Consider the following 23918-nt stretch of genomic DNA (forward strand, 5'->3'; position numbering starts at 1 on the left):
TATTAATTTTGATAAATGAACATCTTAAAAGTACTGAAAAAACTGTCATAGACAGCCAGATTTATGTCTCCCTTATGGGAACTCTTTTTGCAGTATTTTTCATGAAAGAGCAAAACACATTCCGTTTCCCTACCTTTGCACTTATTTTCATCACTTATTTCAGCGGTTACCTTTACACCAAATATCAATACACCAGACATTTCCTCAAAATACTGGTTCTGAATGCTGTAGCCGGAATTGTTTGTGCCTTTTTAATCATCCATAATCATAATGAGATAAGGCTTTTGAAATGGTTCATTATTGTTGTGCTGGGATTGCTTTATAACAGCTTTTTCTTGATGTTTATATCCGTAAAATTCCTTTACTGAAGGTTTTTTATGTAGGATTGGTATGGGCTCTGGTCAACTGCTGGCTTACGCTTCCGGAATTCAGCATTCCTATTTTCCTGATCAGTTTTTTCTTTATTACGGCACTTGTCCTTCCCTTTGACATCCGGGATATGAATAGTGATACAGTAAAAACCTTTCCTATGCTGATTGGGGTACAAAATACCAAATATATTGCTTATGCACTTGTCTTCATCAGCAGTATCATTTCAACTTTTTATCTGGAATCAGAATATGCGATTGCTTTTTTTATGGCGAGCATTGCAACTTATATTCTTATTTATTTCTCTGAAAATAAAAGGGATGACGCTTATTTTTCATTCGGGGTGGAAACTTGTTCTGCACTTCCTTTTTTATTTTTACTAATAATGAAGTATTTTTGACGAATGATTATCAAGAAGCTTTCCCTCTACAATTTCAAAAACCATACTGAGAAAAAATTTGAATTCTCCCCGCAGATCAATTGTTTTGTGGGTAATAACGGTGTGGGAAAGACCAATATTTTAGATGCTTTGCATTATTTATCCGTAGGAAAAAGCTTTTTAGGCAATACGGATCTCAACAATATTAAAAAGGAGGAAGATTTTTTCACCATTGATGCTGAAATTCAGAATGAGGACAGTGAAGACCTCATCAGAATTACCCAGCCTAAGGAAGCCAAAAAGGTGATTAAAAAAACGACAAAAGCTATGACAGGCTTGCAGATCATATCGGCTATCTTCCGAGCGTGATGATTTCTCCTTATGACTCCAATCTTATTTCGGATTCCGGGGAAAGCAGACGTAAATTTCTGGATTCTATGATTTCCCAGACAGATTCGGGGTATCTTTTTGACCTCATTCAGTATCAGAAGACCATTCAGCAGCGAAATGCCTTGCTCAAGTATTTTGCCAAGAACAGAACCTGGGACAAAGATTCGCTGGAAATCTATGATGATCCGATTATCAGATTCGGAACGAAAATATTTAATAAAAGAAAAGAGTTTGTAGAGCAGCTTAATCCTATTGTTCAGAATTTCTATAAGATCATTTCCGGTGGAAAAGAAACGGTATCTGTTATTTATGAATCTCATTTGCTGGAAAATCCTTTTGAAAACCTTTTAAAAGAAAGCCTAGAGAGAGACCGTATGCTTACTTATACTTCAAAAGGAATTCATAAAGATGATCTTCTTTTGAAATGGATCATGTATTAATCAAGAAAACAGGTTCCCAGGGGCAGCAGAAATCTTTTCTTATTTCTTTAAAACTTGCTCAGATGAGCCTTGTAAAAGAGCTCACGAAAAAGACTCCTATCCTTTTGCTTGATGATATCTTTGATAAACTTGACGACATCAGAGTTTCACAATTGATTGAACTGGTTAATCGTGAAAGTTTTGGTCAGATTTTCATCACAGATACTCACAGAGAACGTACGGAAAGTGTAGTAAAAAAGATCAATGAAGAAAGTATAATTTTTGAAGTTTAGTAAGAGTTTCGGGATGCGAGCTACGAGGTATTAAATGCAGGTAAATAAGTGTGGATGCAGATATGAAGTAAAAGACTAATATTCTTTATCATCGAATCATTTTTGTCTTAACTTAAGATCCTAAAACACAAATAATATGAGGTATAGAAATCTGGATATTTATGGGTCATAGAAAATGGGAATAAAAATAATCTACAGTAAAAAATAAATCCCCAAGCCAAAACCCCGAATCACGCATCCCGAAAACTCGAATCCCAACTATGAAGAAGAAAAAACGTGAATATCAATCCTCCGAACTGGTAAAATCTTTTGCCAGGATTTATGGTTTTGAACATAAACTTGTAGCTTTTGACATTAAAGACTTCCTTGAGGAGTATCTTGACGAAAGTCTTTTCAAAGAAATAAAAAGCGTCAATATAGAAAATGAATGTATTGTGATTAAGATCGACTCTCCTTTATTGAAACATGATTTTAAAATGCGCAAAAGCTTTTATCTCAAAAAGTTTCAGGATAAGTTTGGGGCGGATAAATTTAAAGATCTTCAAATACTTTAAGCTTACTTACTATATTTAAATAAAAAGTGCTATCCACTGACAGCACTCTGTTTTTATTAATGTTCTTCTGATTTATTGGAAATCGTACTGCTCATCAGATCATCAGCCTTTTTATCCAGTCCGGAACGCAATGGCAGGAAGAATTTTAACGGGTGCTTGATAAAATATCTGAAGATTTCTTTATAGATCTCACTGACCTGCCCGAAATTCATCTTTCTGGATCGGAATGCCAGGAACATGGATAAACTGAAGCTTACCAGGAAGTTGAAGAATCCAATTAAAAATACCGTTAAGAAAGATATCCAAAAGGTGTAGGAATCTACTGAAAAATCTTTTCCATACAACCCTAATGCAAAGTTACCGGCAGCAAAGGTAATATGTCTGATATCAAGATCCAGCCCGAAAAACATCCCTACCGGTGCTGTCGCCCCAAGGAAAACCCCGAACCAGAAATTGGAAATGATTCCCGGCCAGTTTTTAGCATAATATTTTGACAATCCTTTTGCAAATTTCTTCCCGAAAAAGCTTCTGATAGACAGATTTTTAGCAATCCTTTCCGGAATCTGGTAAAACACGGAATTGTTTCCGATATTTCCTGAAATAATCCCGGAAATAAAAAGATAAAATCCGGCAATACTCGCGTGTAAAATCGCTTTGGATTTAAATGGATCAAGATCTTTTAACAATTTATCAGATCTTTCTACTGCAAGATTCTGGGAGAAAAATACATCCAGCCCGTAAATGATGGCAAGTGCTATGGGAAAGGCCAGCAATACATTTCCTACAAAGGCAATAAACTGGCTTCGGAATAATTTGGAAACCAGATGGGCAAATTCGGTATTGTTTCTTTGGGCATTCCCTTCTTCAGACAGTACTTTTGTCATGGTAGCAGCCGTCATCGCAGGCTGTTTTGTTGCGAGCGTAAAGCCCATCAGATAAATCATCACGAATCCCATCGCATAATTCATCGAGTACAGGAAAGCATGGGAGAAATCACTTCCCGGGATATATCCATACAGCATTTTCAGAACGCACAGTGCTCCTACAATAATTCCTCCACCGCTAGCCTTGTAGAACATTGTCATATATTCTTTACGGGTAGAAGTGATATAGTGTGTTCCGGTTTCTGCGGTGTGATTGGTAATAAGATGGGAGATCAGCCTCGTGCTGTCATTGATCAGATCTGAAATATTATTTTTATGAGATTTATAGTTCAGAATATTAAAAACCAGCTGTTTAGATTTTATCAGAATATCCTCATCAGTATCAATTACCAGTAATTGTACGATCTCATAAATTCTTTCGGTCTGCTGGCGGATTTTCAGAAGAGATTGGTTAATCTTACCTGAAATTCCGTATTTGGCAGAATTCTTAAAAGCAATATTAACAAACTCAAGGCACTGTTCTGTATAAATTTTGATCTGCTTATATCTGCTGTCTTTGGAGTGCAGCTGTACATAGGGATCTTTTGCCAGGTCCTCAGCTAATGTCTCCAGTTCATTCTGCAGGGCCAGAAACGGATTATCGAGATTTCTGTACTGCGGAGCCATTCTCACCACCTCTACTTCCATGGCCATTCCTGTAACCCTCCAGGAAAGAATATTCATTGAGAAAATGAGTTCTTTTTTAACATTAGGACGAATAATAAAATCCGAAGCTCCTAAAATGGTTAAAAATTCATTCATCTCATTTTCAGGAAGATTATGCAGGTATTTCAGATCTTTTTTCGGTCGCAGACTGACGTTATCAATCATGTACCACACCGTTTTCTCGTTTTCAACAGGTGGTAAAACCTTATTCAGAATTCTTTTTTAAGTTCCGGAAAAAAGGCATTTTCTGAAAGAATATTAGCTTCTGTTAGAGAAAGATTGAAAGGACGCCCTTTAAAAATATTGTGAATATAATATTTAAAGTTCTCAGCAAAGTTGGGATTGCTTCTGAAAAAATTGAGCACATCAGTAAAGTCCGTCTCTTTTATGGCCTCTAAAAACTCTGCAAAAGGCTCTAAAGAGAGAGTTTCGTTCTTAAAAGAAAAATATTTTTTAAGAACTGACTCAAAATTTGTGCTGGAATTAAAGAATTTCATTAGTACAAAGATACTATTTCAAACTCACATTCCTCATCTGTCTCATGATCCAATTGTGTTTCTTTCTTAAATACGGCGATGGATTTTTAGGGTCATACTTCTTTGGATTAGGCAATACAGCGGCGATCCATGCTGCATCTGAGACACTTAAATCTTTGGAAGATTTTCCGAAATAATATTGAGCTGCTGCTTCCACTCCAAATACGCCCTGCCCCATTTCAATGGAATTCAGGTATCTTTCAAGGATGATGTCTTTAGTCCATACTTTTTCAATGATGAAAGTGTAAACAGCTTCCAGTCCTTTTCTTACCCAGCTTCTGCCCTGCCAGAGAAATACATTTTTTGCCGTTTGCTGGGAAATAGTGCTTCCTCCTCTTATTTTTTTGCCTTTCTCATTATATTTCATGGCTTTTTCGATCGCTGTATAATCGAAACCGTCATGATCAAAAAACTTCTGGTCTTCTGAAGCAATGACCGCTTTTTTCACATTGTTTCCCATTTCGTCATAGGAAATATAGTCCCTGTGCAGTTTTCCGTATTCAAAAAGTCCTCCTATCTGGGTAAGGGTAACCGGTGGATTAAAGAATCTGCCCCAGATGATAAAAACTACATTCAGTACAAGAATGATGAAGATAAGCTGTTTAATTTTTTTCCACATAATTTGATAAAAAGGAAAGGCAAAAATAAGCAAATACTGCGAGTTACTGCAATTCTTTCATATAAGTAAGCTGATAATCCGGTAAAAGTTCAGGATGAAAGATCTTAATATAGTCTTTGAGGATCAAATCTGCTCTTACGACACCGCTTTCAAAGAAATCATTTGCCTTCAGTTTTTCTTTTCCGGCAATGGTATAAATTTTCCCTTTATTGAATACATCCAGTTTCCCATAGAAAGGATTCATGCCCAGCATCTCCTTTTTCGAAGTGTGGCTTCCTGCATTTACCCAATACTGAACGCTTCCGGCTTTTGCATATACTTCTTCAAAACTCATTGTCAATGCTTTTTCGTCTTTATTATCTTTCAGGATATAACTGGCATTAGCATCTGAAATATAATGAGCTACGGAAGTATTTCCCCCGGAAGATACCAAACATCCCCATACATCTCATTGGCAAGTACAACAGGTTTTTCTTTTGTTTTTGACGCAAGCTGTTTCAGATCGTTGTAGTTTTTCTCTACTTCCTGATATTTAGCTTCCGCTTCTTTCTCTTTCCCTAAAAATTCTCCGAAAAGTTTAATATAGGCTGTTTTTTCCAAAGGTTTCTGTTCCATGTATTCATCCAGAAATATCACCTGAATACCGTTATTTTTTAAAAGTTCATAGGTATTGTCAAAACTGGCAATGTGATTGGTGAAAATAGCATCCGGTTTCATAGAGATGATTTTTTCCACATCATATTTCTGTTCACTTCCTACATTCTGGATTTTTCCTTCTTTAATCAGATTCTGAATTTTTTCTGAATAAATATACTCCGGGCTGGAAACACCTATGATTAAATTTTCTGCTCCAAGCTCTGAAATATAGCCAGCCATACTTGCATTCAGCAGGATTATTTTCCTGAAAGGTGTTTGATTTTGTTGAAAATTATAAGTAAAATTACCGGATTTCAGCTCCAGTATACCGTCATGTTCCTTAAATTGGGTACGAGCGGAGATATTTATCCAGTCTGCGGACGAAATTTTTGATTCTCTTTTACAAGCTGTTAGCGCTAAAACCGTAAATAAAAGTAAAATTCTTTGTTTCATCTTTCAAAGAACGGAAAAAAGTGTTATATTTGCAAACCTTTAAACAACAAGGTAACACAAGGCCTCGTGGCGCAACTGAATAGCGCATCTGATTACGGCTCAGAAGGTTACAGGTTTGAATCCTGTCGAGGTCACGAACAGCCAAATGGCGCCCACTGAAGACAGTTGGCGCCATTTTAATTACTTAGAATAATTTTTTTAAGTTATTATATATTTAAATATATCTGATAATGTCATTATGTGTAAAAATACACTTTTGTACAGATAAATAATATTTTTTCGATGGTACACTCAAGTATATTGTTGCCTTAGTTTTAACTTAAAAGCTTAAAGCAATTCTTCTATCTTAATCAAATTTTCCTAGAAAATGTATTTATTAAAAGTCAGACGTACCATTATAATTAAAAATGCAGAACAAAAAGATCTGCACTAAAATTTTAAAATTATCAAAAGAAAAATTTATAATTGAAAGTTTAGCTTTTAAATGTTTCCAGTGCCCAATCCTCAAAAAGTTTCTGACCAGCGGAGTAATGACCAGCGGGAACTAGAAGTGAATTAGTAACAACAAAATGCATATACTTATTTTCATTGTCTATAATCACTTTTTTGTCCTGACCTGTAATTTGAATATACTCAGAGACAAAAGTCCCCATTTTGCCACGTCTTGGTCCTGCAATTTCAATGGTGTTATTTTTAGGTTCTTCCAAAGAGAATTGTACTATGAATTCGGCAACATCATCAAGTGCAATTGGTTGATAGTCTAAGTTCGAAACAAAAACTTTATCCCCTTCTCCCTGAACTTGGATGATGGCTTCCACATGTTCGTGAAATTGTGTTGACCTAATTATAGTGTAAGGTATACCCGAGTTTTTAATAGTATCCTCTTGAAGTTTTTTTGCTCTGAGATAACCGATTTCCAATGCATCATCTGTTCCTACAATTGATAGAACGATATGATGCTTAATACTAGCATTCAATTCTGCTTTGACAAGATTCTTTCCCGCAGTCTCAAAAAATCGAAGTGCATTTTCTCCTTCGGGAGAAGATGAATTTGATAGATCGATTACTATTTCAGTTCCGGTCAATGCTTCCTGAAGCCCTTCACCAGTAATGACATCGACACCTTGTGATGGCGAACCTATTACTACTTTATGACCAAGTTTTTCCAATTTGTTAGTTACAAGCCTCCCTGTTAGACCTGTACCTCCTACTACTAAAATTTTCATATCTGATTTATTTAATATTGTAAAGTTTTTTAAAATAAGCTGCGCACTTGAACACCAAAGGGATTTTCAAACCAATATCTCCAATATCCATCGGTTCCTCTTTTAGCATAATCATTAGATGTTCCTCGCATACATATTTTTTCACCATTATTCGCAATACCTGCTATACTCCATTCCAAGATTAGTGATGCTAGATTACCATCTACATAAACATTCCCTGTTATAATTTTGATTGGCAAACAAAATTTAAAAAAGCAGCCCAATTCTCGCACAATCTCCAATCTTCCTCTCCGGGGCTCACCGTTATAACTAATAAAGATTGCATCCTCCTCATAGAAACGAAGCATAGTCTCCGTATTGAAAGAATTCATATGAGCAAGAAAAGAGTCGATTATTCCCTCGGGAGTTCTTGACAATGAGAATACTGAGCTTTCAACAAAATTCTGTCCAATCATAAAATCTAAATTTTCTTTAGAAGTAATTTTTTTGTCTTACAAAATTGAGCAATTGGCATATGCAACGCCACTCACAAATTAAGGTAAAAGGTGGACAAAATAAGGAACAATCTTAATGATCTAAGGTTTGGTCTGAGTTTTTAGCGTATTGCTTCCGATATTCACTTGGCGAACAACCTGCTTTTTTACTGAACAGTCTAATGAAATATTTTGTGTCTTGATATCCCAGCTGATAGGAAATTTCCTTGATGCTTATTTCCGTATAGTAGAGCAATCTTTGCGCTTCACTCATCACTTCCTTCTGTATATGTTCGGAAGCAGATAAACCAGTTACTTTTTTACTGTATCGCTTAGATGTCCAACAGTTATATTAAGCATTGCTGCAAATTCAGATGGACGCTTTATACTCCGGAAATGTAATTTTACAAGATTCCTGAATTCCTTCGTGAGACTTATACAACGTAGGCTAACACTTTCGGAATTAATGAATGATTGGCGTTTGTAGCATAAAACTGCCTGTTCAATAAAAGCTGAAAGCAATGGTTTTTCAACTTGCCTATAAGTGGTATCGTTCAGATCTTGTAATTTCATGATTGACTCAAAGATTGTTCTAAACCAATCCCGCTCATTATTAGAGAGAGCGATAATCAAGGTTTCCTCTAATAAATTATCTAAACTGGTTTGTGCCATTCTACCGATATGACGGCTTTCAAAAGACAAATAATAACCTGTTGCACTAAGAGTCTCTAGAATCTGATGAACTTGTCCAGGAGGAGAGATAAAAAGTGTCCCCACCGGCATTGTTAAATGCTTAAAATCAAATACAACTTCAAGCTTATCAGCCTCAATTAGCATGCAAGTATAATGGTCGTGCCTATGAGGTGAAAGTGCTTTATAATACCTGGTGTAGATACGTTCCAAATACCAACAGCAATCCCACTGCTGTAATCCATTCTATTTACTATAATTGAATCGTTTTTAGGCATAACAATTTCTTTGCACAACTAATTTAGTTTTTCTTTATTTAATAGTGTGTATTATTCAAGACTAAAAGTAAAGAAGCTAACTAAATGTGCAATTTTTTCAAAAACATCCATTTTTAACAGTTATCTAAAATTCCAACGTTGCAAACAACAGTATTGATAAATAAAAAAGAAATTAAGTATATCCTTGTCTTGATCGGTGGACCTTCAGTTTATGAATCAATGAATTATTTAAATTTCATTTGAATTGTTTAAATAAAAACAGGTAGTATGTAGTAACAAGCAACTTTTACTATTTCAAAAAATAACTGTTACCTTTACATCTTCTTTAAAACTAAAATAGTTATGCAAGGCAATACAGCGTACCGAAAGAAAATAATAAGATCCAGCTATGTCAAATTAATCGGGATATCTATTATCGTTAGTATTATGTGTTGTCTTATATCTTATACTTTAAAACATTTGACAGGTATCAGAAAAAATCACTCTTAAGCAAAGTAAAATAGCAGAAGGCCGTATCAGGACGTTTTTGGGGTTCGATGAAGCAAGGGTTCAGGAGGGCGATTTTGTAGTTACATTAACCGGAGCAGATGGAAAAGAAATTGTAAAACAGGCTGTACAAGATCCTTTACACCCTGTGATGGAAGTATATGACATCAAAGAAATAAAAAGGTTTAAGGCTTCCCTTCAGCGTGCAGAATTCAGCTTACGGTTTCCTTATTCTGAAAATGTCCGGTATGTAAAGATCGAAAAAAGAAAGGCCAGGATAAAAAATTACTGTTTACCCAAAAATTATAATTATGAAAACAATAATAGCATTTCTATTCATAAGCATACATTGCTTTTCGCAGACCTTTGAGGTAGTGCCCCTCTCAGGGGCAGGATCGGATAAGCGGATTAAAATTGCCATTTTAGGAGACGGATTTACCGCTGCAGAGCAAGACGATTTTATGACCTCTGCCCGGTCTTTGCTTGATACGCTTTTTAGCAGGAGTCCTTTTTCCGAATATAAAAATTATTTCAGCGCCTATGGTATCAAGGTCATCTCTGCAGAATCCGGAGTCAAGCATCCCGGCACAGCCAGTGGAGAAACCGTAACAACACCATGGGAACCTATTACAAATCCTGATAATTATCTGGGATCTACTTTTGACACGTATGACATTCACCGCTGTATGTACAGCTATAATTCAAACAAAATTGAACAGGTTTTGCTGGCCAATATCCCGGACTATGACATTCCGCTTATCATTGGTAATTCAACCGTTTACGGAGGATGTGGAGGATGGTTTGCCACAGCCTCCAGAAGCCCTTCTTCGGGAAAAATTGCTACCCATGAACTGGGCCATACTTTTGGAAAGCTGGAGGATGAGTACTGGACGATAACGGGGGAAAGCATCAACAAAACACAGAACTCTGACCCCGCCACCATAAAATGGAAAAACTGGATAGGAATACAGGGGATAGGCATCTACCCTTTTACGGAAGACCCCACCTGGTTCAGACCTCATGAGAATTGCCATATGAGGTCTCTTTACTATCCGTTCTGCTCTGTCTGTAAGGAAGGAATTATTGAAAAAATTCATACGCTGCTATCCCCTGTAGATTCCTATACCCCGTCCAACACCTCATCTCTGGACGCAACATCACCGGTTACCTTTACCGTTAACGAAATTCTTCCTGTTCCCAATACCCTGGTGAATTCCTGGAAACTTAACAATATTACACTGCCTTCCACCGGAAATACCCTTACGCTGAATCCTTCACAACTTAACGCTGCAAATAATACCCTGATATTTTCGGTAACGGATGGTACTTCTCTTGTGAATGTTGACGGTCATAATACGCTGCACGTTACCAATATTATATGGTCTCTGAATACGTCTACCCTGCATAGTATGGAAATCACCGCAGAAGAAAAAAGATACGAGCTCTATCCCAATCCTACGGAAGGAATATTCTACATTAAAGGCAGGCAAAATTTCAAAAAAGACGTAAAAGTTGAGGTTTATGATACATCCGGTAAACTGATGAATGCTCAGTTTATACAAAAAGACCCTTTAACATTAACGGTTAATATCAGGAATCTTCCTGCAGGAATGTATGTGATTAATGTAAAAGAAAATAAAGAATTAATGATCTCTCAAAAAATGATTAAAGAATAAACAAGTTTCTATTTTATTAAAATCAGATAATAAATTAAGACATTTTTACGATGCACTTCTTCCATTTCTTTATTTGATAAAAATGAGCTTTCCAATTCTTGTTAATCTGGCTCAACAGAACCAAATCAAAATCATCGATAAAAGTGCCTGAAGATACGCTCTTTAAAGCCACAAGACGGGGATGAAGATTTTTCAAATTTTGATCCCCTTTTTTTTCAAATTTCTGAAAAATCCTTAATCACATTGTGGTAAAAAGTCCGGATAAATGTTTTAAAAAGGTCAGCGGTTGCTCTTATTCTTTTCGTTTAAATGAGTTGGCGGATGTCCGAACAATTTTTTAAATGCAAAAGAGAAATGGGAAAAATTCTCAAAACCAAGATCGAGATAGATCTCAGAAGGCTTTTTGCCTTTTTTGTCGATAAGATAATACGCTTCTTCCAATCGTTTCTGTACAAGCCATTGCCTTGGAGTGGCATGAAATATTTTTTCAAAGTCACGTTTGAAGGCAGAGAGGCTCCTTCCCGTCAGATAGGCAAACCGCTCTATGCTCACATTGAACGTGTAATTGCGGTTCATAAACTCCTCAAGATCTATTTTTTCGGGACTGGCAAAATCAAAAAAAACGTTGGCAAGTTCAGGATTTACCTTAAGGAGTACCAGCAGCAGTTCGGTCCGCTTGACATCTAAAAACTGTTCTTCCATAATTCCATCTTCATTAAAATAAGGAATTATCGAATCCATAAAATTTTTAACCAGCTTATCTTTAGCCAACGGGATGATGGCACCTGCTGCTTTGGTATCTTCAGCAGTAAACTTGTACAAATCCTTAAAATTCTTTAGAAAATCCTGCCCGAACAAAATGAATATCTTTTTGAAAGGCTGATCTTCCGGCTGTTTGATATATTTAGCCAGGTGATTTCTTCTGCCTATACCGTAATCTCCGGAATGGATTTTATATTCCTTATGTCCATCATAAACAAGCATTGTGCCCGAGACCAGATACATAAAGCAATGGTCAGGGATAAACTGCTCCGTACCGGGTGAAGGACTCATATAACAGGAAGCAATACTTGATTCTTTCATATTATAAATGTAATAATTATTGCTTTGCCAGTTGCTGCATTAAAATAAGATTTTTGACATGCATGCCAGCTGGCATTTATATTTTTTATTTTTTTATTAGACCCAGCTCTAACATAGAATTTGCTGTAGCCATTACCGCTTCTTCACTAGAGCGGGGCGACCACTTTAGTAACTGCTTCGCTTTATCCCCACTCGTCTCTGCATATTTACCCAGCAGTGTAGCCAGCATCCGTAATGATTGATTGAATATCGCTGCTGTTCTGACGATCCAGTCAGGCATCTCCCTGGTAGGAACTTTCGCTGCCACATCGCCTAGATTTCTCTTCAATATGTTAGCAATATCCAGCATTGACAGCGCTTTACCCGTGGTAGCCAGAAACCTCTCACCACCGGCATCCGGATGGGTCATAGCGAGGAGATGCAGATCAGCAACGTCACGTACATCCACGTGGCAGCAATATACTTTTGGACATGCTCTGATCTCTCCTTCCAGCATTTTCTTCACTATCTGATTGGAATGGGAATAATCTGTACCCAGAACCGGCCCCATTACTGCCACAGGATTAACTGTTGAAAGTTCAAGACCACCTCCTTCATTACTGATAAACTCCCACGCCGTTTTTTCTGCAATTGTTTTTGATTTCTGATAAGGATGAAGATTGGCCTTAAGATTCGACCAGTCTTTTTCAGTATAAGGTGTTGTACGATTTATATTTCCCATCCCTACTGCTCCGTAAGCTGATGTCAGCACCACCCTCTTTACACGGGCTGCCCTCGCAGCTCTCAAAACCCTTAACACGCCTTCTTTTGCAGGGACGATCATTTCATCTTCATGTTTATAGTTAACAATAGGGGTTGGAGATGCTATATGAAGAACATAGGTGCACCCCTGCGCAGCCTTATCCCAATTGTTATCTTTTGAAAGGTCTGCCTCAATAAAGGAGAGGTCCTCAAATGAACTTATGCCTCCTTTTCTCAGCATATCCTTCACCTCATCCTGCCTGTTAAGAGAACGCAGCGTTGTTCTGACCTTGTACCCTTGCTCAAGTAATTTTATGATACAATGAACAGCGATGAAACCGGAGCCGCCCGTTACAAGGACTGCTGTTTTACTATTTAAATCTGTCATTTCTTTGGATTTATACTGCAAAGATCGCCTGAAAAAGCAATAGCATGTTTTGTTGGAAAGTCCAAGTTTATTGTGTTAGGAAGTCCAACTTAATATCATCAATTGCTTACACCCTCTTATTGTTTACATAAAATCCTGCAGTGCAGAAGTATTTCTTGCTGTTGCCGCCACTTTATCTCCTCTTTCCAAAAGGGCTTCTGCCCATAATTTTCCGAATCCTTTTGACGCTCCCGTGATAAAAACTATTTTATTCATTGTTTTAATTTTTTAGTGTTATGTAATGAAGCAAAGTTATCATCAAACCAAAGGAACAGATAGTCCATTTTAGCTGAAAAATAGCACAGAAAATACGTTAAAATATTTTCTGATTAATTAAAATGGCAGTTTGGCTTTAAAATCAGACTGTTTATCTTTAATTAATCATCAAAAAAGCTTTCAGAAAAATATTCTAAAAGCTTTTTAAAATATTGAAATAAGAACTATCGGTTTTAATTAATGAACAATTGTTTTCTTGCCTATATTTTTCGGGCTGTCTCCAAATTGCTTTTTAAAAGCAAACGAAAAATGCGAAAGGTCTTCAAAACCAAGTTCAAAATAAATCTCATTGGGTTTTTTATGCTCGTGCTCCAAAAGATAACGAGCTTCCTGAAGTCTGCGATGAGTGAGCCATTTCCCAGGCGGAGTACCAAAAATAGTCTTGAATTCTCTTTTAAAGGTAGATAAACTTCGTCCTGAAAGATATGCAAAACGCTCGAGACTGATATTAAATTTATAATTACTATTCATAAACAATTCCAAATCAGCTTTATGCGGACTGTTAAAATTGAAAAAAATATCTTTTAAGCTTGAATGATTTTTTAGCAAAATCATCAGCAATTCTTCACGTTTAACATCTACAAAAGTCTCTTCAATTTGTTCTTTTCCATTATAATAGGGTTCTAATGAATCGATATAACTTTTAATAAACTTATCTTCTTTTACAAACAAAAAAGAATCATTATTGTCGGTAACTTCGACCTGATAAGAATGTCGCTCCAAAAATTTCTTTAAAAAAGCCTCATCAAAAGCAATAATGACCTTTTCAAACTGCCCGTCTTCTTTATGTTTTGTATATCGTACGAAATGATTTTTTCTGGCAATACAATAATCGCCTTGTTTCATCGAGTAATATTTGTAACCGTCGTAAGCTACCATAGAACCTTTCAGTAAAAACAAAAAGAAATGCTCCGGAATAAATTGCTCTGGAGAAATTTCCGGACCCAAATGACAAGATTGTATATTATTAAATTTCATCTTATTTATTTTATTGGAATTACTCAGCGCTGATTTATTCCTTTCCTTTACATCGGTTTTATCTAAAAAAACTTAAATCAGTCAAAAGTGATTCACCTTTTTTTTCAGAAAAGACAAAGCAATACTTAGATAAATCCCATAACAAGTTTAGGAAATGAGTATCATCCCAAACAAAATTAAAAATTTTCATTCAGACTATCTGCGCTTGCCAAAAGTGCTTCTTCACGGCTTCTTGGATTCCAGTGGAGAATAGTTCTCGCTTTATTATTAGATATCTCCTTGTACAATTCTCTGCCAATGGGTTCAAGGTTTTTGATTGTTGATGTATATTGAGGTCTCTCTTTTTTGAATAACTCGGCAACATCATAAAAGCTCATTACACCTTCCGAAGTGGCAATAAAACGTTCTCCATCAGCCTGAGGATGAAGCATTGCTTTTATATGAATATCAGCAACATCTCTTACATCTACAACACCCATTGTAAAAGTTGGCGTGTACTCTAAATTTCCTTTAAGAATTCCAGAAACAGCAACATCTAGTGAAGCAGAAGTAATGCCTCCAATGACAGGACCAAAAATTCCAACAGGATTGATAACCGATAGTTCCAAACCATTTCCTTGTTTTTCGATAAACTCCCAGGCCGATTGTTCGGCAATCGTTTTAGATTTGATGTAGGCAAGAAGTTCTGCATTCGGATCTGTCCAGTCTTCTTCCGTAAAAATATGGTTTTCATTATTGATACTGTAACCAACAGCTGCAAAAGATGATGTGAGTACCACTCTTTTCACTCCTGCATCACGAGACGCTTTCAGTACACGAAGTGCGCCGTCTCTTGCCGGTATAATAAGTTCGTTTTCATCTTTCGGATCCTGAGCAGGAAAAGGTGATGCTACGTGAAGCACATAATCACAGTTTTTAACCGCTTCATCCCAATTTTTATCTTCGGTAAGATCTGCTTCGTAGAAAGAAAGATTAGAAAAATCTTCGATTCCGCCTTGTTGTAATGCCTTAATGATTACATCCTTTTTAGATAATGATCGAAGCGTAGTTTTCACATTAAAATCCTGATGTAATAACTGTAAAATGATATGAATTCCTAAAAATCCAGTTCCTCCTGTTACCAAAACGGTTTTGTTTGCCTGTATATTTTCCATTATTAAAATTTATTAAGCAAAGTTGAGAATTAATCGCAGTGATTATTTTGTTTAAAAGGTCAATTTTTATTTGTTCAAAAGGTCAGTTTTCTAACTTTAGGATTTTGTAATACTATCAAAAATAAACTTTAGCAAGAACATTGTTGCTTAAAGGAAGCCTCCGGATGTATTTTCGGAGGCTTCCTTTAAAACTAAATATTTATATTAAAACACTTCTTAAACAGCCTGTGCCAAAGGAAAATCAATAGGAATCTGAGTATCGGCAAACACATAATTGGTAAAGCTTCTTAACGCTACCAAAGCAGTCAGTTCAATCAAAGCTTTCTCGTTGTAACAATCTCTTCTTCCTCCGCAGTCATAAACAACGCATCATTGATCTCGTAACTGAAATATTTATACTGATGGATTTTGGCAGCAATCGAATTTTGTTTGATGAGAGCAGGATGGAAAACAAATGCATAACCGTCCCAGAAAGTCAGGCTATGGAAACGACCTGTCCCGATTCGCTAAAAAGCATGAGACCGTTTTCTGTATAATATTTATTGTTTCCGTAATTAATATCTCCGGTGAAATTCTTCTTTAATGATATCTTGAAAAGATTAACCTGAATTTCTTTGCTCGTTTTTGGGAAATTGGGGATTGCCTGTCTGCAGACTCTGCTGTCCATCAATGGATGCAGAGGAGCTGTTAGATTGAGATATTTATTATAGCCGGCTAAATCGCTGAAAGTTTTCATAGAAGCAAAATTGCGAAATTGGTCTTAAATTTTCGTTTGATTGTTTCCATATTTTTTGGTGCCGATGATCAAAGTTTCAAATAAAAAATCCCGGATTAACCGGGATTTTTATTCCTTATATTCAAATTTTATTTTATCTCTACAGGAACTGAGATTTTATCCCAGTCCATTGTAAATCCATTACTGTTTATTTTATAGACTAAAGTTTCCTGTGTTGCCGGTAAAGCTTTCGTTTTTACATCAACACGTAAAGCGTCTTTAGCCTGTTCGTATTTATAAGCTCCCCATTGTTTTGGTTCTTTGTTAAAAATTGCTGTCCAGGTTCCGCTTTGTTTAGGGATTAAGAAAAACTGTATTTACCGGCAGGCAGTTTTTTACCCTGAACGGTAATATCTTTATCTGTTTCGAAAGTAGTTGCTTCATTGGCTCCCGCACGCCAAACTTTATCATAAGCTTCCAGACCTCCCCAGATGGTACGTCCTTTTACAGAAGGGCTGCTATAGGCGATTGTAATAGTTGCATCATTAATTTTTCCCGTAGCTGTAGCCGGAGGGCTGGCAGGCTTTTTAGTGTCCTGTGCAAAGGCATTTACTGAAAGTGTCATGGTAGCAAAAAGTACAGTTGCAGATTTAAGAATCGTTTTCATAATATTTTATTTGTTTGTTTTTGTCATTGTTTGTTTACGAATTTACTGTTTTCTGCTTATAAAACAACAAACCAATTGCAGAAAATATAATGACCGCTGCTGCCCCGATTACGTTAAGCCAAAGAAAAGAAACGATATCGAACTGATACACGGCAATAACCGTAATTTCTGATAAAATGGCAGCAATAAATACATTCGCGCCGTTGACCTTTTTGTAGTAGAATGCGACCAGAAAAATCCCCAGTATCGGACCGTAGAAAAGAGAGCCCAATACATTAACCGCTTCAATAAGGGAACCCATCTGAGTAGCAAACATGGCCACGCCGATTGAGAAAATGCCCCAGGCTAAAGTGTGCAGGCGGCTATATTTTAATTCGGTTTTTTCATCAGGAATTTCATTGCTGAATATTAAATGTACATCTTTTAATGAGCAGGCGGCAAGGGAATTCAGCGCTGCCGAAATAGAACCCCAGCTGGCCAGGAAAATGACGGCAAACAGTAAACCGATCATCCCTGCAGGCAGGGTATTTTTCACGAAATACAGGAAAATGTAATTGGTATCCGTTTTCTCCGCATTATAGCTTGAATTATTGATCGCTTCCTCCACCCTGCCGTGCAATGCTTTTATCTGCGTTTGCGTATCTTTAAAATCCTGAATTGCTTTTTTGAGTTGAGGAGAATTATTTTCTTTCAGCTTTAGAATTTCTTTCGATTCTGCATTAAATTTTATTTGTAAATCACGATGTTCTTTTTCAAAAACAACAGCCTGTTCAGGTTGTTTTTCCTTTAAATACTGATAAGAGCGTTCATTAAAATAAATAGGAGCCGGTTTCAGAGAAAAGAAAGCGAAAAGCAAAGCACCGATCAGAAGAATAGCAAACTGCATAGGAATTTTAACCAGTCCGTTCAGCAGCAGGCCCATTTTTGCGTTGGTATTATCTTTCGCCGTGATATATCTTCCCACCTGGCTCTGGTCCGTACCGAAGTAAGAAAGTGCCAGAAAAAACCGCCAATCAATCCGCTCCAGATATTGTATTTATCTTTCCAGTCGAATTCTGTGGTGATAACATTGAGCTTTCCGGATTTCCCCGCCAGATAAAGCGCATCATTAAAACCAATTCCACCCGGCATATTCTGAATAAGCAGATACCCTGCAAAAGCCATGGTTCCCAGGATAATGAGGAACTGTAATTTCTGGGTGTGCGCAATCGCTTTTGCTCCGCCCACATAGGTATAAATCAACAGGATGCCTCCGGTTAAAACATTGGTTATATAAATATTCCAGTTTAAAACACTTGATAAGATGATACTCGGAGCGTAAATGCTGATTCCTGTTGACAAGCCTCTCGAAAAAAGAAATAGCAGTGAAGTGAGTACCCTGGTTTTCTTATCAAAACGGTTTTCCAGATACTCATAAGCTGTGTAGACATTCAGGCGCTGAAAAATAGGGATGAAAGTAATACAGATCACAATCATCGCCAAAGGCAGACCAAAATAATACTGCACGAAACGCATGCCGTCTGTATAAGCCTGACCCGGTGCCGAAAGAAATGTAATGGCACTTGCCTGCGTAGCCATAATCCCGATCAGTACAATATACCACGGCATTTTGTTGTCTGCTTTCAGATAAGATTCGTTGCTTTTCTGGCCACGGCCGATGAATACGCCGTAAACCACCACTGCAACAAGTGTAAAAATAAGAACGGTCCAATCTATAGTACTCATGCCCAGAATTTAGTAAACCAATAATAAAATGCGATCTGCAATACCAATGCAGCTGCTAATAACAGATACCAGGTATTCCAATTTTTAAGTTTCCTGTTCATCAGTTTTTCTGTGCAGATAAAAAGTTAAAAAATAAACGTGCCGCACCGGCATTTCCTGCAGGCAGCTGCCTGAAAAATGCCAGCGGTGTATAGATAAAATTACCTTTCCCGTATCGGGCATATAAAGTGGATCCCTTCAGCGGCTCTTCATCCGTATCGTGCATTTCAAAAAGCGGTTCATATGCGGCATCCCATTGGGCAGGGAAATAGGCACCACGCTCCTGTACCCAGCCTTTAAAATCCTCGGCCGTAATTTTGTTCGGGAAGTTCAGTAATTTATGATTGGGATTTAAAAACGTAACCGCAGCATTTTCTTCGGTAACACGCTTATTGGCAATACTGAAATTATACATTCCCAATTGGTCAACGGTTGTATCCTGATTGGTATTGTACTGCATCACCAGGTTACCTCCTGCTTTCACATAAGACCATAAAAAAGGCATCCAGCGGCCCAGTTTCTTCTCTGTGTTATTGGCACGAACACCAAGCACGATGGCATCATATTGCGACAGTTTGTTCTGACTGCTGTTTCCACCGGATGCATCTGTATTGCCATAAAAGTCCCCGTCTTTCAATACATCTACCTGAACGCCTGCAATGCGCAGGAATTCAGGAATAAAATCTCCTGCACCTTCTATGTACCCCACTTTCTTAACCTTTGCCTGAATATCCCCCTTCATTACGGTTACCGTTGCTGGGGCGAAATATTGTAAGGAAGGTAAATGCGGATACTGGATTAATACCTGTTTTTTATTATAAGTTACTCCATCTGCAACAAAACCGGCATCCAATTGCAAACGGGATGAGTTTATTGAAGCAAGCTTAGTTTTCGGAATAACGTAATCAACGGTAAAATCTTTTCCGTTGAACGGATTTACATCGGTGCCCCCTAACCTTTCTCCGTTATACATAAGGTTTAGGTTACCTTTACTGAACTGTTTATCAGAATTCACCTTAAGATTTAAGCTCAGATGTAAATCTTCATTTTCTTTAACCAGATAAAGCGGTTGTGTGAATTTCAGTTCCACAGCAGGAACAATACGCAAGGCTTCCACCACATCACCGCGCACCGGATCTAATTTCTTGAAAGATAAAGGAAGCTTAACCTGAAACTTTTCCGGGCCGATTTTTAAACCAACCCAAACATTCAGTGGTGATTCTGCCTCAGGCAAACCGACTAAAGTTTCATCGGGAACAGAGAAAGTTGCCGCATCTGCAGGTGGATTTGCCAGCCAGTAAGGTTCTGTAAGTGCTGCATCCGTGGGAATCTGAATGTCATGCTGAATGGTAATTAAAGAATCTTTTGATAACGCTCTGTTGAAACTTTCTGATTGATTTAACCATTTAACATCTTCTAAAACGACAGGATTTGCAGTTCTGGAAATCAGGTTTAACCTGAAATTGTAATGGTCCCCGGCAACAGCTTCAGCCTGCTGGGTAACCACCTCACCCATAAACCCGGCACAGCTTAAAATAATATGGTCAAGAGATTTAATTTTATCCTTTTTCAGATCTGAGTCATTTAACATCATGATCTTTTTCCGCAAAGCAAGCAACGCAGGTAAGCTCCGGGCCGGCTCATTGAAATTGAAAGCCGAGATAATTGTATCCAATGCCTGGTCAATATCAGCATTTCCCTGTGAAGTCCAGGTTTTAGTCACTCCGTCAAAAAGGGTTGTTTTTGCAGGCTCGCCAATAACATGTGAAAAATATTCAGTTCTGATACCGGCTACAGACTGCGTTCCTGCACCCTGGCTTTTATGTAAGCTTCTGCTTAATCCGGCCAGTTCACCATACCCCATTCCCAGTTGTGCATCATATTGCCCAACGGTAACTTTCAATTGATTTTCAGCGGTTGTATTAACTCCGCCAAAGCGGAAAGTATTCCACAATACGCGTTTTGGCTGCCATACATTCACATATTTCAGCTGATCCGGGAAAGCGTTTTTATCTCCTGCCAGTTTAAAAGCTTTTTCTGCCACCACCGCTGAAGCCGCATGCTGCCCGTGGCCTGCCGCCGCAGTAGGAGGAAAACGGCAGATGATAACATCCGGACGGAATTGACGGATTACCCTAACCACATCCGCCGTAATGCTGTCTGCATTCCACTGTTTAAAAGTATCTGTCGTATTTTTGGAAAATCCGAAATCAATGGCACGGGTAAAAAACTGCCGGGCACCATCTAATTTTCTTGCCTCCAAAAGCTCATGTGTTCTGATTAACCCCAATGCAGCCCCCTGCTCTGTACCCAGTAAATTCTGACCACCATCCCCTCTGGTTAAAGACAGGTAGCCTGTTTCAACATTCTGATCGTTGATTAACCAGGAGAGCAGTCCTGTATTTTCATCATCAGGATGTGCCGCAAGGTATAAGACTTTAGGAAGATGTTTAAGGGTTTTGAGGTCGCGGTAAATTTCAGATGATTTTAAAGGCCGGACCTGCTGGGCAGAACAAAAAACCGTATAAAATCCAAGGATAAATACAGTGCTTACTTTTTTAAACATTTAATTTTACTTTGCGGAACAAATATAAGTAAATCATCTTTCTTTCAAAATTAAAAGAACCAGACTGTGAATTTCACAAAAAATGATTTAAATTTTTCATTAAATCACAAAGGTCACAAAATTTTATTTTTAAAATACTTTAATACACTTTAGAAAGTAGGAGTAACTGCCCCACGAAAGTTCACTTAAGATGAATATCTTTTATTTTCAACGAAACTTAAGGATAGTTCTCATATACAAAGCATATCAAGTCAATAACTTAAATACCTGGAACTTCAGCTAAACAATCAGGTTAAATTACTCTTTAGCTCCCTTACAATAAGAAGATTAAAAAGATAAAATCTTTAGGAAGGAAATACACACAACAATCAAACATAACATGAACAATTAGTTAATTTTTATCAATTACAAAGGCGTTTTTTTATTTTTCATAAAAAAAGTTATATTTGAATTAACCCAATAACACCTTTATATGAAAACAAAATTTACACAGCTGACTGCTATTCTCATTTCAGGGCTTTCATTTGCCCAGGTAGGTATTAATACAACCTCGCCTAAAACAACTTTGGATGTATCTGCTACAAGAGATACTTCAGGAGTGATTACGAATAACACCCAAACATTCGGATTACAGGCCCCAAGGCTTACCAGAGCTGAGCTTACAGCCAATACTGCTACCTATGGCAGCAATCAGACCGGAGCTTTGATTTATATTACGGACGTCACGGGCGGAGATACCGCAGGACAGCGTGTCAATGTTACTGCGATGGGCTATTATTATTTTGACGGAACCGTATGGCAAAGGCTTACACAGGCAACCAATGCTGTAGCTCCGGCAATTTCTGCATTACAATGTAGTACAGCTTACTTAAGTCCTTCTACTTATACTCCCGGTACTCCTTTCACCGGAAACCTGAGGGTTACTTATAACGGAGGAAACGGCGGGGCCTATAATTCAGGAACTCCTTTTACCATCAACGGACTGACCTTCCAGCTAAGACCGGGAACCTTAGAATTTGGTGATGGCGAACTGGTATTCTCAGTAAGCGGCACTCCCACTACTGCCAATGACATGATTATTCCCATGACCAACAGTACGGTTTCTTTCTTAACAGCAGCGCAAAACTGTACCGCTACCGTGGGAAACAGCAGCCGTGCAGACATTACACCTGTCGCTGTAATGGGATATCCTACCCTTACCACCGATGCCAACGGTAAACAAGCGTATACCCTACCTCTTGCAACCCCGGACGGTAAGTATTCCATCAGGGTAATATTTGATACCACCAGTGGTACAACCGCTGCAATTCCTAATGTACAGCTGTACAATAATACAGGATCCACCGTTAATCTGTACTGGAATTATAACACCGAATATGGCGGTTATATTGGTTCAGCGGTAACCACAAACAATATTACTTCAGGAGTATGGGGCGGTATGGCAGATTCATCAACGTCCTGGGTTCCTCAGGGCACAGGAGCAATAGGAAGTGCTTACTGGGGAAATGTAGGGATTATAGACGGAGCCGGAGGCGGACCTGAGCATAGAAGATACACATGGATAGACAGTAACCCTTCTTCAAAAACGGCTTATACCGCAACCATTATGGTAGGAGCGCCTACTTCAGGCAGTGCCCAGCCCAACCTTTCCAAAGTTTACATAAAGATAGAACAGGTAAAAGCTCAATAATATAACAGACTGTCTCAACAGTGAAATCATTTGCGTTTTGTCATTGTCTACATCGGATCTTTGATTTCTGACGAAGGAAGAATCTCATTAATACCCAAATACATGAGATTCTTCACTACATTCCTGAATTGTGTTCGCAGACTTTCGTCTGTGTTCAGAATGACACTATTGAGACAGTCTCTTTTCTTATTTTCTAATTGATTTCAGCCATCTTTTTTCTCTTTTTCTCTGAAGAATAAGGTGTGCCGCATCCAGCATTTTCACCGTATGGATGTAAGGCATCACGATATTTCTTTCCGGCAGATTTTCATAGACGCCCATTGAAAAATAGACGATTCCGGACATAAAGTAATCAAATTCTTTAACGGTGTATGCGCGGAACGCTGTTTTGAAAACCAGCAGAGGATTCCGGTATTCCTTCTCCGAAAGCAGGCCAAGAACCCACGGGGAAATCTTTTCCGGCCGGGTATCAACCGTCCATTTTCTTTCTTTCAGCATCACGAGATAGCCTGCCCGGATCAATGACCTCATCGACTGATAAAACTCAAAGATCACCGCCGGATCTTCGTTGATCCAGCTGTTTCGCTTTACCGCATAATTCATAATGTTGCTGAGCCTTTCTTTGGAAACATCCAGCTCGTTGAACTGAAAGAAGTTTTCCATAAGCCGCAAGCCGGAACTCTTTTTATCTGCCCGAAACCGGGAGTCAAATTTTGTTTTGTCTTTTTTCATTATTTGTATTTTTTTATAAATGTATGAAAAGAAATTTAATTACGGTCGATCGACCGTAA

General features: G+C 37.8%; 23 protein-coding genes, 1 tRNA gene and 3 pseudogenes. 8 read left to right on the plus strand and 19 right to left on the minus strand.

The window, feature by feature from the left end:
- Positions 1-8 precede the first annotated feature (8 nt).
- The 4 genes and pseudogenes from OWR28_RS16750 (at position 9) to OWR28_RS16765 (ending at position 2404) form a co-directional block, all read left to right on the plus strand.
- The gene (locus tag OWR28_RS16750) at positions 9-368 is read left to right on the plus strand and encodes a hypothetical protein (RefSeq protein ID WP_332387635.1); all 360 of its coding nucleotides are present in this window, start codon (positions 9-11) and stop codon (positions 366-368) included.
- Between the two features lie 17 nt (positions 369-385).
- Positions 386-769 carry a hypothetical protein gene (locus OWR28_RS16755; protein WP_332387636.1) on the plus strand — a complete coding sequence of 128 codons (384 nt, stop codon included), beginning with the start codon at positions 386-388 and terminating at the stop codon, positions 767-769.
- A 3-nt stretch (positions 770-772) separates the two neighbouring features.
- A pseudogene (recF, locus tag OWR28_RS16760) lies at positions 773-1850 on the plus strand (DNA replication/repair protein RecF).
- A 260-nt stretch (positions 1851-2110) separates the two neighbouring features.
- The gene (locus OWR28_RS16765) at positions 2111-2404 is read left to right on the plus strand and encodes a hypothetical protein (RefSeq protein ID WP_332387637.1); all 294 of its coding nucleotides are present in this window, start codon (positions 2111-2113) and stop codon (positions 2402-2404) included.
- A gap of 56 nt (positions 2405-2460) precedes the next feature.
- On the opposite strand, the pseudogene OWR28_RS16770 reads toward OWR28_RS16765, so the two are convergent.
- From OWR28_RS16770 to OWR28_RS16785, 4 genes and pseudogenes are all read right to left on the minus strand, one after another.
- Positions 2461-4490 (minus strand): annotated as a pseudogene (locus tag OWR28_RS16770) (transporter-like protein).
- Between the two features lie 13 nt (positions 4491-4503).
- Positions 4504-5148 carry a monofunctional biosynthetic peptidoglycan transglycosylase gene (mtgA, locus tag OWR28_RS16775; protein WP_332387638.1) on the minus strand — a complete coding sequence of 215 codons (645 nt, stop codon included), beginning with the start codon at positions 5146-5148 and terminating at the stop codon, positions 4504-4506.
- A 43-nt stretch (positions 5149-5191) separates the two neighbouring features.
- Complete coding sequence (locus OWR28_RS16780) at positions 5192-5581, minus strand: hypothetical protein (protein ID WP_332387639.1); 390 nt, start codon at positions 5579-5581, stop codon at positions 5192-5194.
- The gene (locus tag OWR28_RS16785; RefSeq protein ID WP_332387640.1) at positions 5551-6024 is read right to left on the minus strand and encodes an ABC transporter substrate-binding protein; all 474 of its coding nucleotides are present in this window, start codon (positions 6022-6024) and stop codon (positions 5551-5553) included. The genes OWR28_RS16780 and OWR28_RS16785 overlap by 31 nt, the downstream gene beginning before the upstream one ends.
- Positions 6025-6297: 273 nt before the next feature.
- Here OWR28_RS16785 and OWR28_RS16790 point away from each other — a divergent pair.
- Positions 6298-6371, plus strand: a tRNA-Arg gene (locus OWR28_RS16790).
- 339 nt (positions 6372-6710) lie between these two features.
- Here the strand turns inward: OWR28_RS16790 and OWR28_RS16795 are convergent.
- The 4 genes from OWR28_RS16795 to OWR28_RS16805 all read right to left on the minus strand — a co-directional run bounded on the left by OWR28_RS16795 (position 6711) and on the right by OWR28_RS16805 (position 8773).
- Complete coding sequence (locus OWR28_RS16795) at positions 6711-7463, minus strand: SDR family oxidoreductase (RefSeq protein ID WP_332387641.1); 753 nt, start codon at positions 7461-7463, stop codon at positions 6711-6713.
- 29 nt (positions 7464-7492) lie between these two features.
- Positions 7493-7918, minus strand: coding sequence for a YybH family protein (locus tag OWR28_RS16800; RefSeq protein ID WP_332387642.1), 426 nt, complete (start codon positions 7916-7918; stop codon positions 7493-7495).
- Positions 7919-8030: 112 nt separating this feature from the next.
- A complete protein-coding gene (locus OWR28_RS27075) occupies positions 8031-8225 on the minus strand; it encodes a helix-turn-helix domain-containing protein (RefSeq protein WP_494168483.1) in 195 nt (64 codons plus the stop codon).
- Positions 8226-8248: 23 nt separating this feature from the next.
- The gene (locus OWR28_RS16805) at positions 8249-8773 is read right to left on the minus strand and encodes a hypothetical protein (protein ID WP_332387643.1); all 525 of its coding nucleotides are present in this window, start codon (positions 8771-8773) and stop codon (positions 8249-8251) included.
- Between the two features lie 657 nt (positions 8774-9430).
- Between OWR28_RS16805 and OWR28_RS16810 the strand changes: the two genes are divergently transcribed.
- Both OWR28_RS16810 and OWR28_RS16815 read left to right on the plus strand, forming a co-directional pair.
- Complete coding sequence (locus OWR28_RS16810; RefSeq protein ID WP_332387644.1) at positions 9431-9760, plus strand: hypothetical protein; 330 nt, start codon at positions 9431-9433, stop codon at positions 9758-9760.
- Positions 9702-11066 (plus strand): M64 family metallopeptidase, encoded by a 1365-nt coding sequence (locus OWR28_RS16815; RefSeq protein ID WP_332387645.1) that lies wholly within the window; start codon positions 9702-9704, stop codon positions 11064-11066. Before OWR28_RS16810 ends, OWR28_RS16815 begins: the two co-directional genes overlap by 59 nt.
- Positions 11067-11345: 279 nt before the next feature.
- Here OWR28_RS16815 and OWR28_RS16820 read toward each other — a convergent pair whose 3' ends face one another.
- The 10 genes and pseudogenes from OWR28_RS16820 to OWR28_RS16870 all read right to left on the minus strand — a co-directional run bounded on the left by OWR28_RS16820 (position 11346) and on the right by OWR28_RS16870 (position 21437).
- Positions 11346-12149, minus strand: a complete 804-nt coding sequence (locus OWR28_RS16820; protein ID WP_332387646.1) for an AraC family transcriptional regulator — start codon at positions 12147-12149, stop codon at positions 11346-11348.
- Positions 12150-12234: 85 nt separating this feature from the next.
- Complete coding sequence (locus OWR28_RS16825) at positions 12235-13278, minus strand: aldehyde reductase (protein ID WP_332387647.1); 1044 nt, start codon at positions 13276-13278, stop codon at positions 12235-12237.
- 123 nt (positions 13279-13401) lie between these two features.
- A complete protein-coding gene (locus OWR28_RS16830; protein WP_433985836.1) occupies positions 13402-13533 on the minus strand; it encodes an SDR family NAD(P)-dependent oxidoreductase in 132 nt (43 codons plus the stop codon).
- 237 nt (positions 13534-13770) lie between these two features.
- Positions 13771-14571 carry a helix-turn-helix domain-containing protein gene (locus tag OWR28_RS16835; protein WP_332387648.1) on the minus strand — a complete coding sequence of 267 codons (801 nt, stop codon included), beginning with the start codon at positions 14569-14571 and terminating at the stop codon, positions 13771-13773.
- A 176-nt stretch (positions 14572-14747) separates the two neighbouring features.
- The gene (locus OWR28_RS16840; protein WP_332387649.1) at positions 14748-15725 is read right to left on the minus strand and encodes an aldehyde reductase; all 978 of its coding nucleotides are present in this window, start codon (positions 15723-15725) and stop codon (positions 14748-14750) included.
- 475 nt (positions 15726-16200) lie between these two features.
- Entirely contained in the window at positions 16201-16461 is a 261-nt protein-coding gene (locus tag OWR28_RS16845; RefSeq protein WP_332387650.1) for a hypothetical protein, read from the minus strand.
- A 128-nt stretch (positions 16462-16589) separates the two neighbouring features.
- Positions 16590-17107: pseudogene (locus tag OWR28_RS27080) on the minus strand (DUF2911 domain-containing protein).
- Positions 17108-17141: 34 nt separating this feature from the next.
- Positions 17142-18071: a sodium:solute symporter family transporter gene (locus tag OWR28_RS16860; RefSeq protein WP_332387652.1), complete on the minus strand. Its 930-nt coding sequence runs from the start codon at positions 18069-18071 to the stop codon at positions 17142-17144.
- Positions 18014-18832, minus strand: a complete 819-nt coding sequence (locus OWR28_RS16865; protein ID WP_332387653.1) for a sodium:solute symporter family transporter — start codon at positions 18830-18832, stop codon at positions 18014-18016. Before OWR28_RS16865 ends, OWR28_RS16860 begins: the two co-directional genes overlap by 58 nt.
- 100 nt (positions 18833-18932) lie before the next feature.
- Entirely contained in the window at positions 18933-21437 is a 2505-nt protein-coding gene (locus OWR28_RS16870; protein WP_332387654.1) for a PIG-L family deacetylase, read from the minus strand.
- A gap of 472 nt (positions 21438-21909) precedes the next feature.
- Here OWR28_RS16870 and OWR28_RS16875 point away from each other — a divergent pair, with 472 nt between their 5' ends.
- On the plus strand, positions 21910-23127 hold the full coding sequence (locus tag OWR28_RS16875; RefSeq protein WP_332387655.1) for a phage tail-like protein: 1218 nt from the start codon (positions 21910-21912) through the stop codon (positions 23125-23127).
- A gap of 186 nt (positions 23128-23313) precedes the next feature.
- Here the strand turns inward: OWR28_RS16875 and OWR28_RS16880 are convergent, their stop codons facing one another.
- Positions 23314-23859, minus strand: a complete 546-nt coding sequence (locus OWR28_RS16880; RefSeq protein WP_332387656.1) for a hypothetical protein — start codon at positions 23857-23859, stop codon at positions 23314-23316.
- Between the last annotated feature and the right edge of the window lie 59 nt (positions 23860-23918).

Origin of the sequence: Chryseobacterium sp. 1B4, assembly GCF_036631475.1 — a bacterium.
In the GTDB taxonomy this organism is placed as follows: Bacteria; Bacteroidota; Bacteroidia; order Flavobacteriales; family Weeksellaceae; genus Chryseobacterium.

Coding starts and splice junctions, on each gene's coding strand:
- OWR28_RS16840 (WP_332387649.1), bottom strand. CDS start 15,725: ATGGAAAATATACAGGCAAACAAAACCGTTTTGGTAACAGGAGGAACT.
- OWR28_RS16805 (WP_332387643.1), bottom strand. CDS start 8,773: ATGCTAATTGAGGCTGATAAGCTTGAAGTTGTATTTGATTTTAAGCAT.
- OWR28_RS16820 (WP_332387646.1), bottom strand. CDS start 12,149: ATGAAAGAATCAAGTATTGCTTCCTGTTATATGAGTCCTTCACCCGGT.
- OWR28_RS16835 (WP_332387648.1), bottom strand. CDS start 14,571: ATGAAATTTAATAATATACAATCTTGTCATTTGGGTCCGGAAATTTCT.
- mtgA (WP_332387638.1), bottom strand. CDS start 5,148: ATGTGGAAAAAAATTAAACAGCTTATCTTCATCATTCTTGTACTGAAT.
- OWR28_RS16795 (WP_332387641.1), bottom strand. CDS start 7,463: ATGAAAATTTTAGTAGTAGGAGGTACAGGTCTAACAGGGAGGCTTGTA.
- OWR28_RS16875 (WP_332387655.1), top strand. CDS start 21,910: ATGAAAACAAAATTTACACAGCTGACTGCTATTCTCATTTCAGGGCTT.
- OWR28_RS16785 (WP_332387640.1), bottom strand. CDS start 6,024: ATGGCTGGCTATATTTCAGAGCTTGGAGCAGAAAATTTAATCATAGGT.
- OWR28_RS16830 (WP_433985836.1), bottom strand. CDS start 13,533: ATGAATAAAATAGTTTTTATCACGGGAGCGTCAAAAGGATTCGGAAAA.
- OWR28_RS16865 (WP_332387653.1), bottom strand. CDS start 18,832: ATGAGTACTATAGATTGGACCGTTCTTATTTTTACACTTGTTGCAGTG.
- OWR28_RS16870 (WP_332387654.1), bottom strand. CDS start 21,437: ATGTTTAAAAAAGTAAGCACTGTATTTATCCTTGGATTTTATACGGTT.
- OWR28_RS16880 (WP_332387656.1), bottom strand. CDS start 23,859: ATGAAAAAAGACAAAACAAAATTTGACTCCCGGTTTCGGGCAGATAAA.
- OWR28_RS16765 (WP_332387637.1), top strand. CDS start 2,111: ATGAAGAAGAAAAAACGTGAATATCAATCCTCCGAACTGGTAAAATCT.
- OWR28_RS16815 (WP_332387645.1), top strand. CDS start 9,702: ATGAAAACAATAATAGCATTTCTATTCATAAGCATACATTGCTTTTCG.
- OWR28_RS16825 (WP_332387647.1), bottom strand. CDS start 13,278: ATGACAGATTTAAATAGTAAAACAGCAGTCCTTGTAACGGGCGGCTCC.
- OWR28_RS16845 (WP_332387650.1), bottom strand. CDS start 16,461: ATGAAAACTTTCAGCGATTTAGCCGGCTATAATAAATATCTCAATCTA.
- OWR28_RS16800 (WP_332387642.1), bottom strand. CDS start 7,918: ATGATTGGACAGAATTTTGTTGAAAGCTCAGTATTCTCATTGTCAAGA.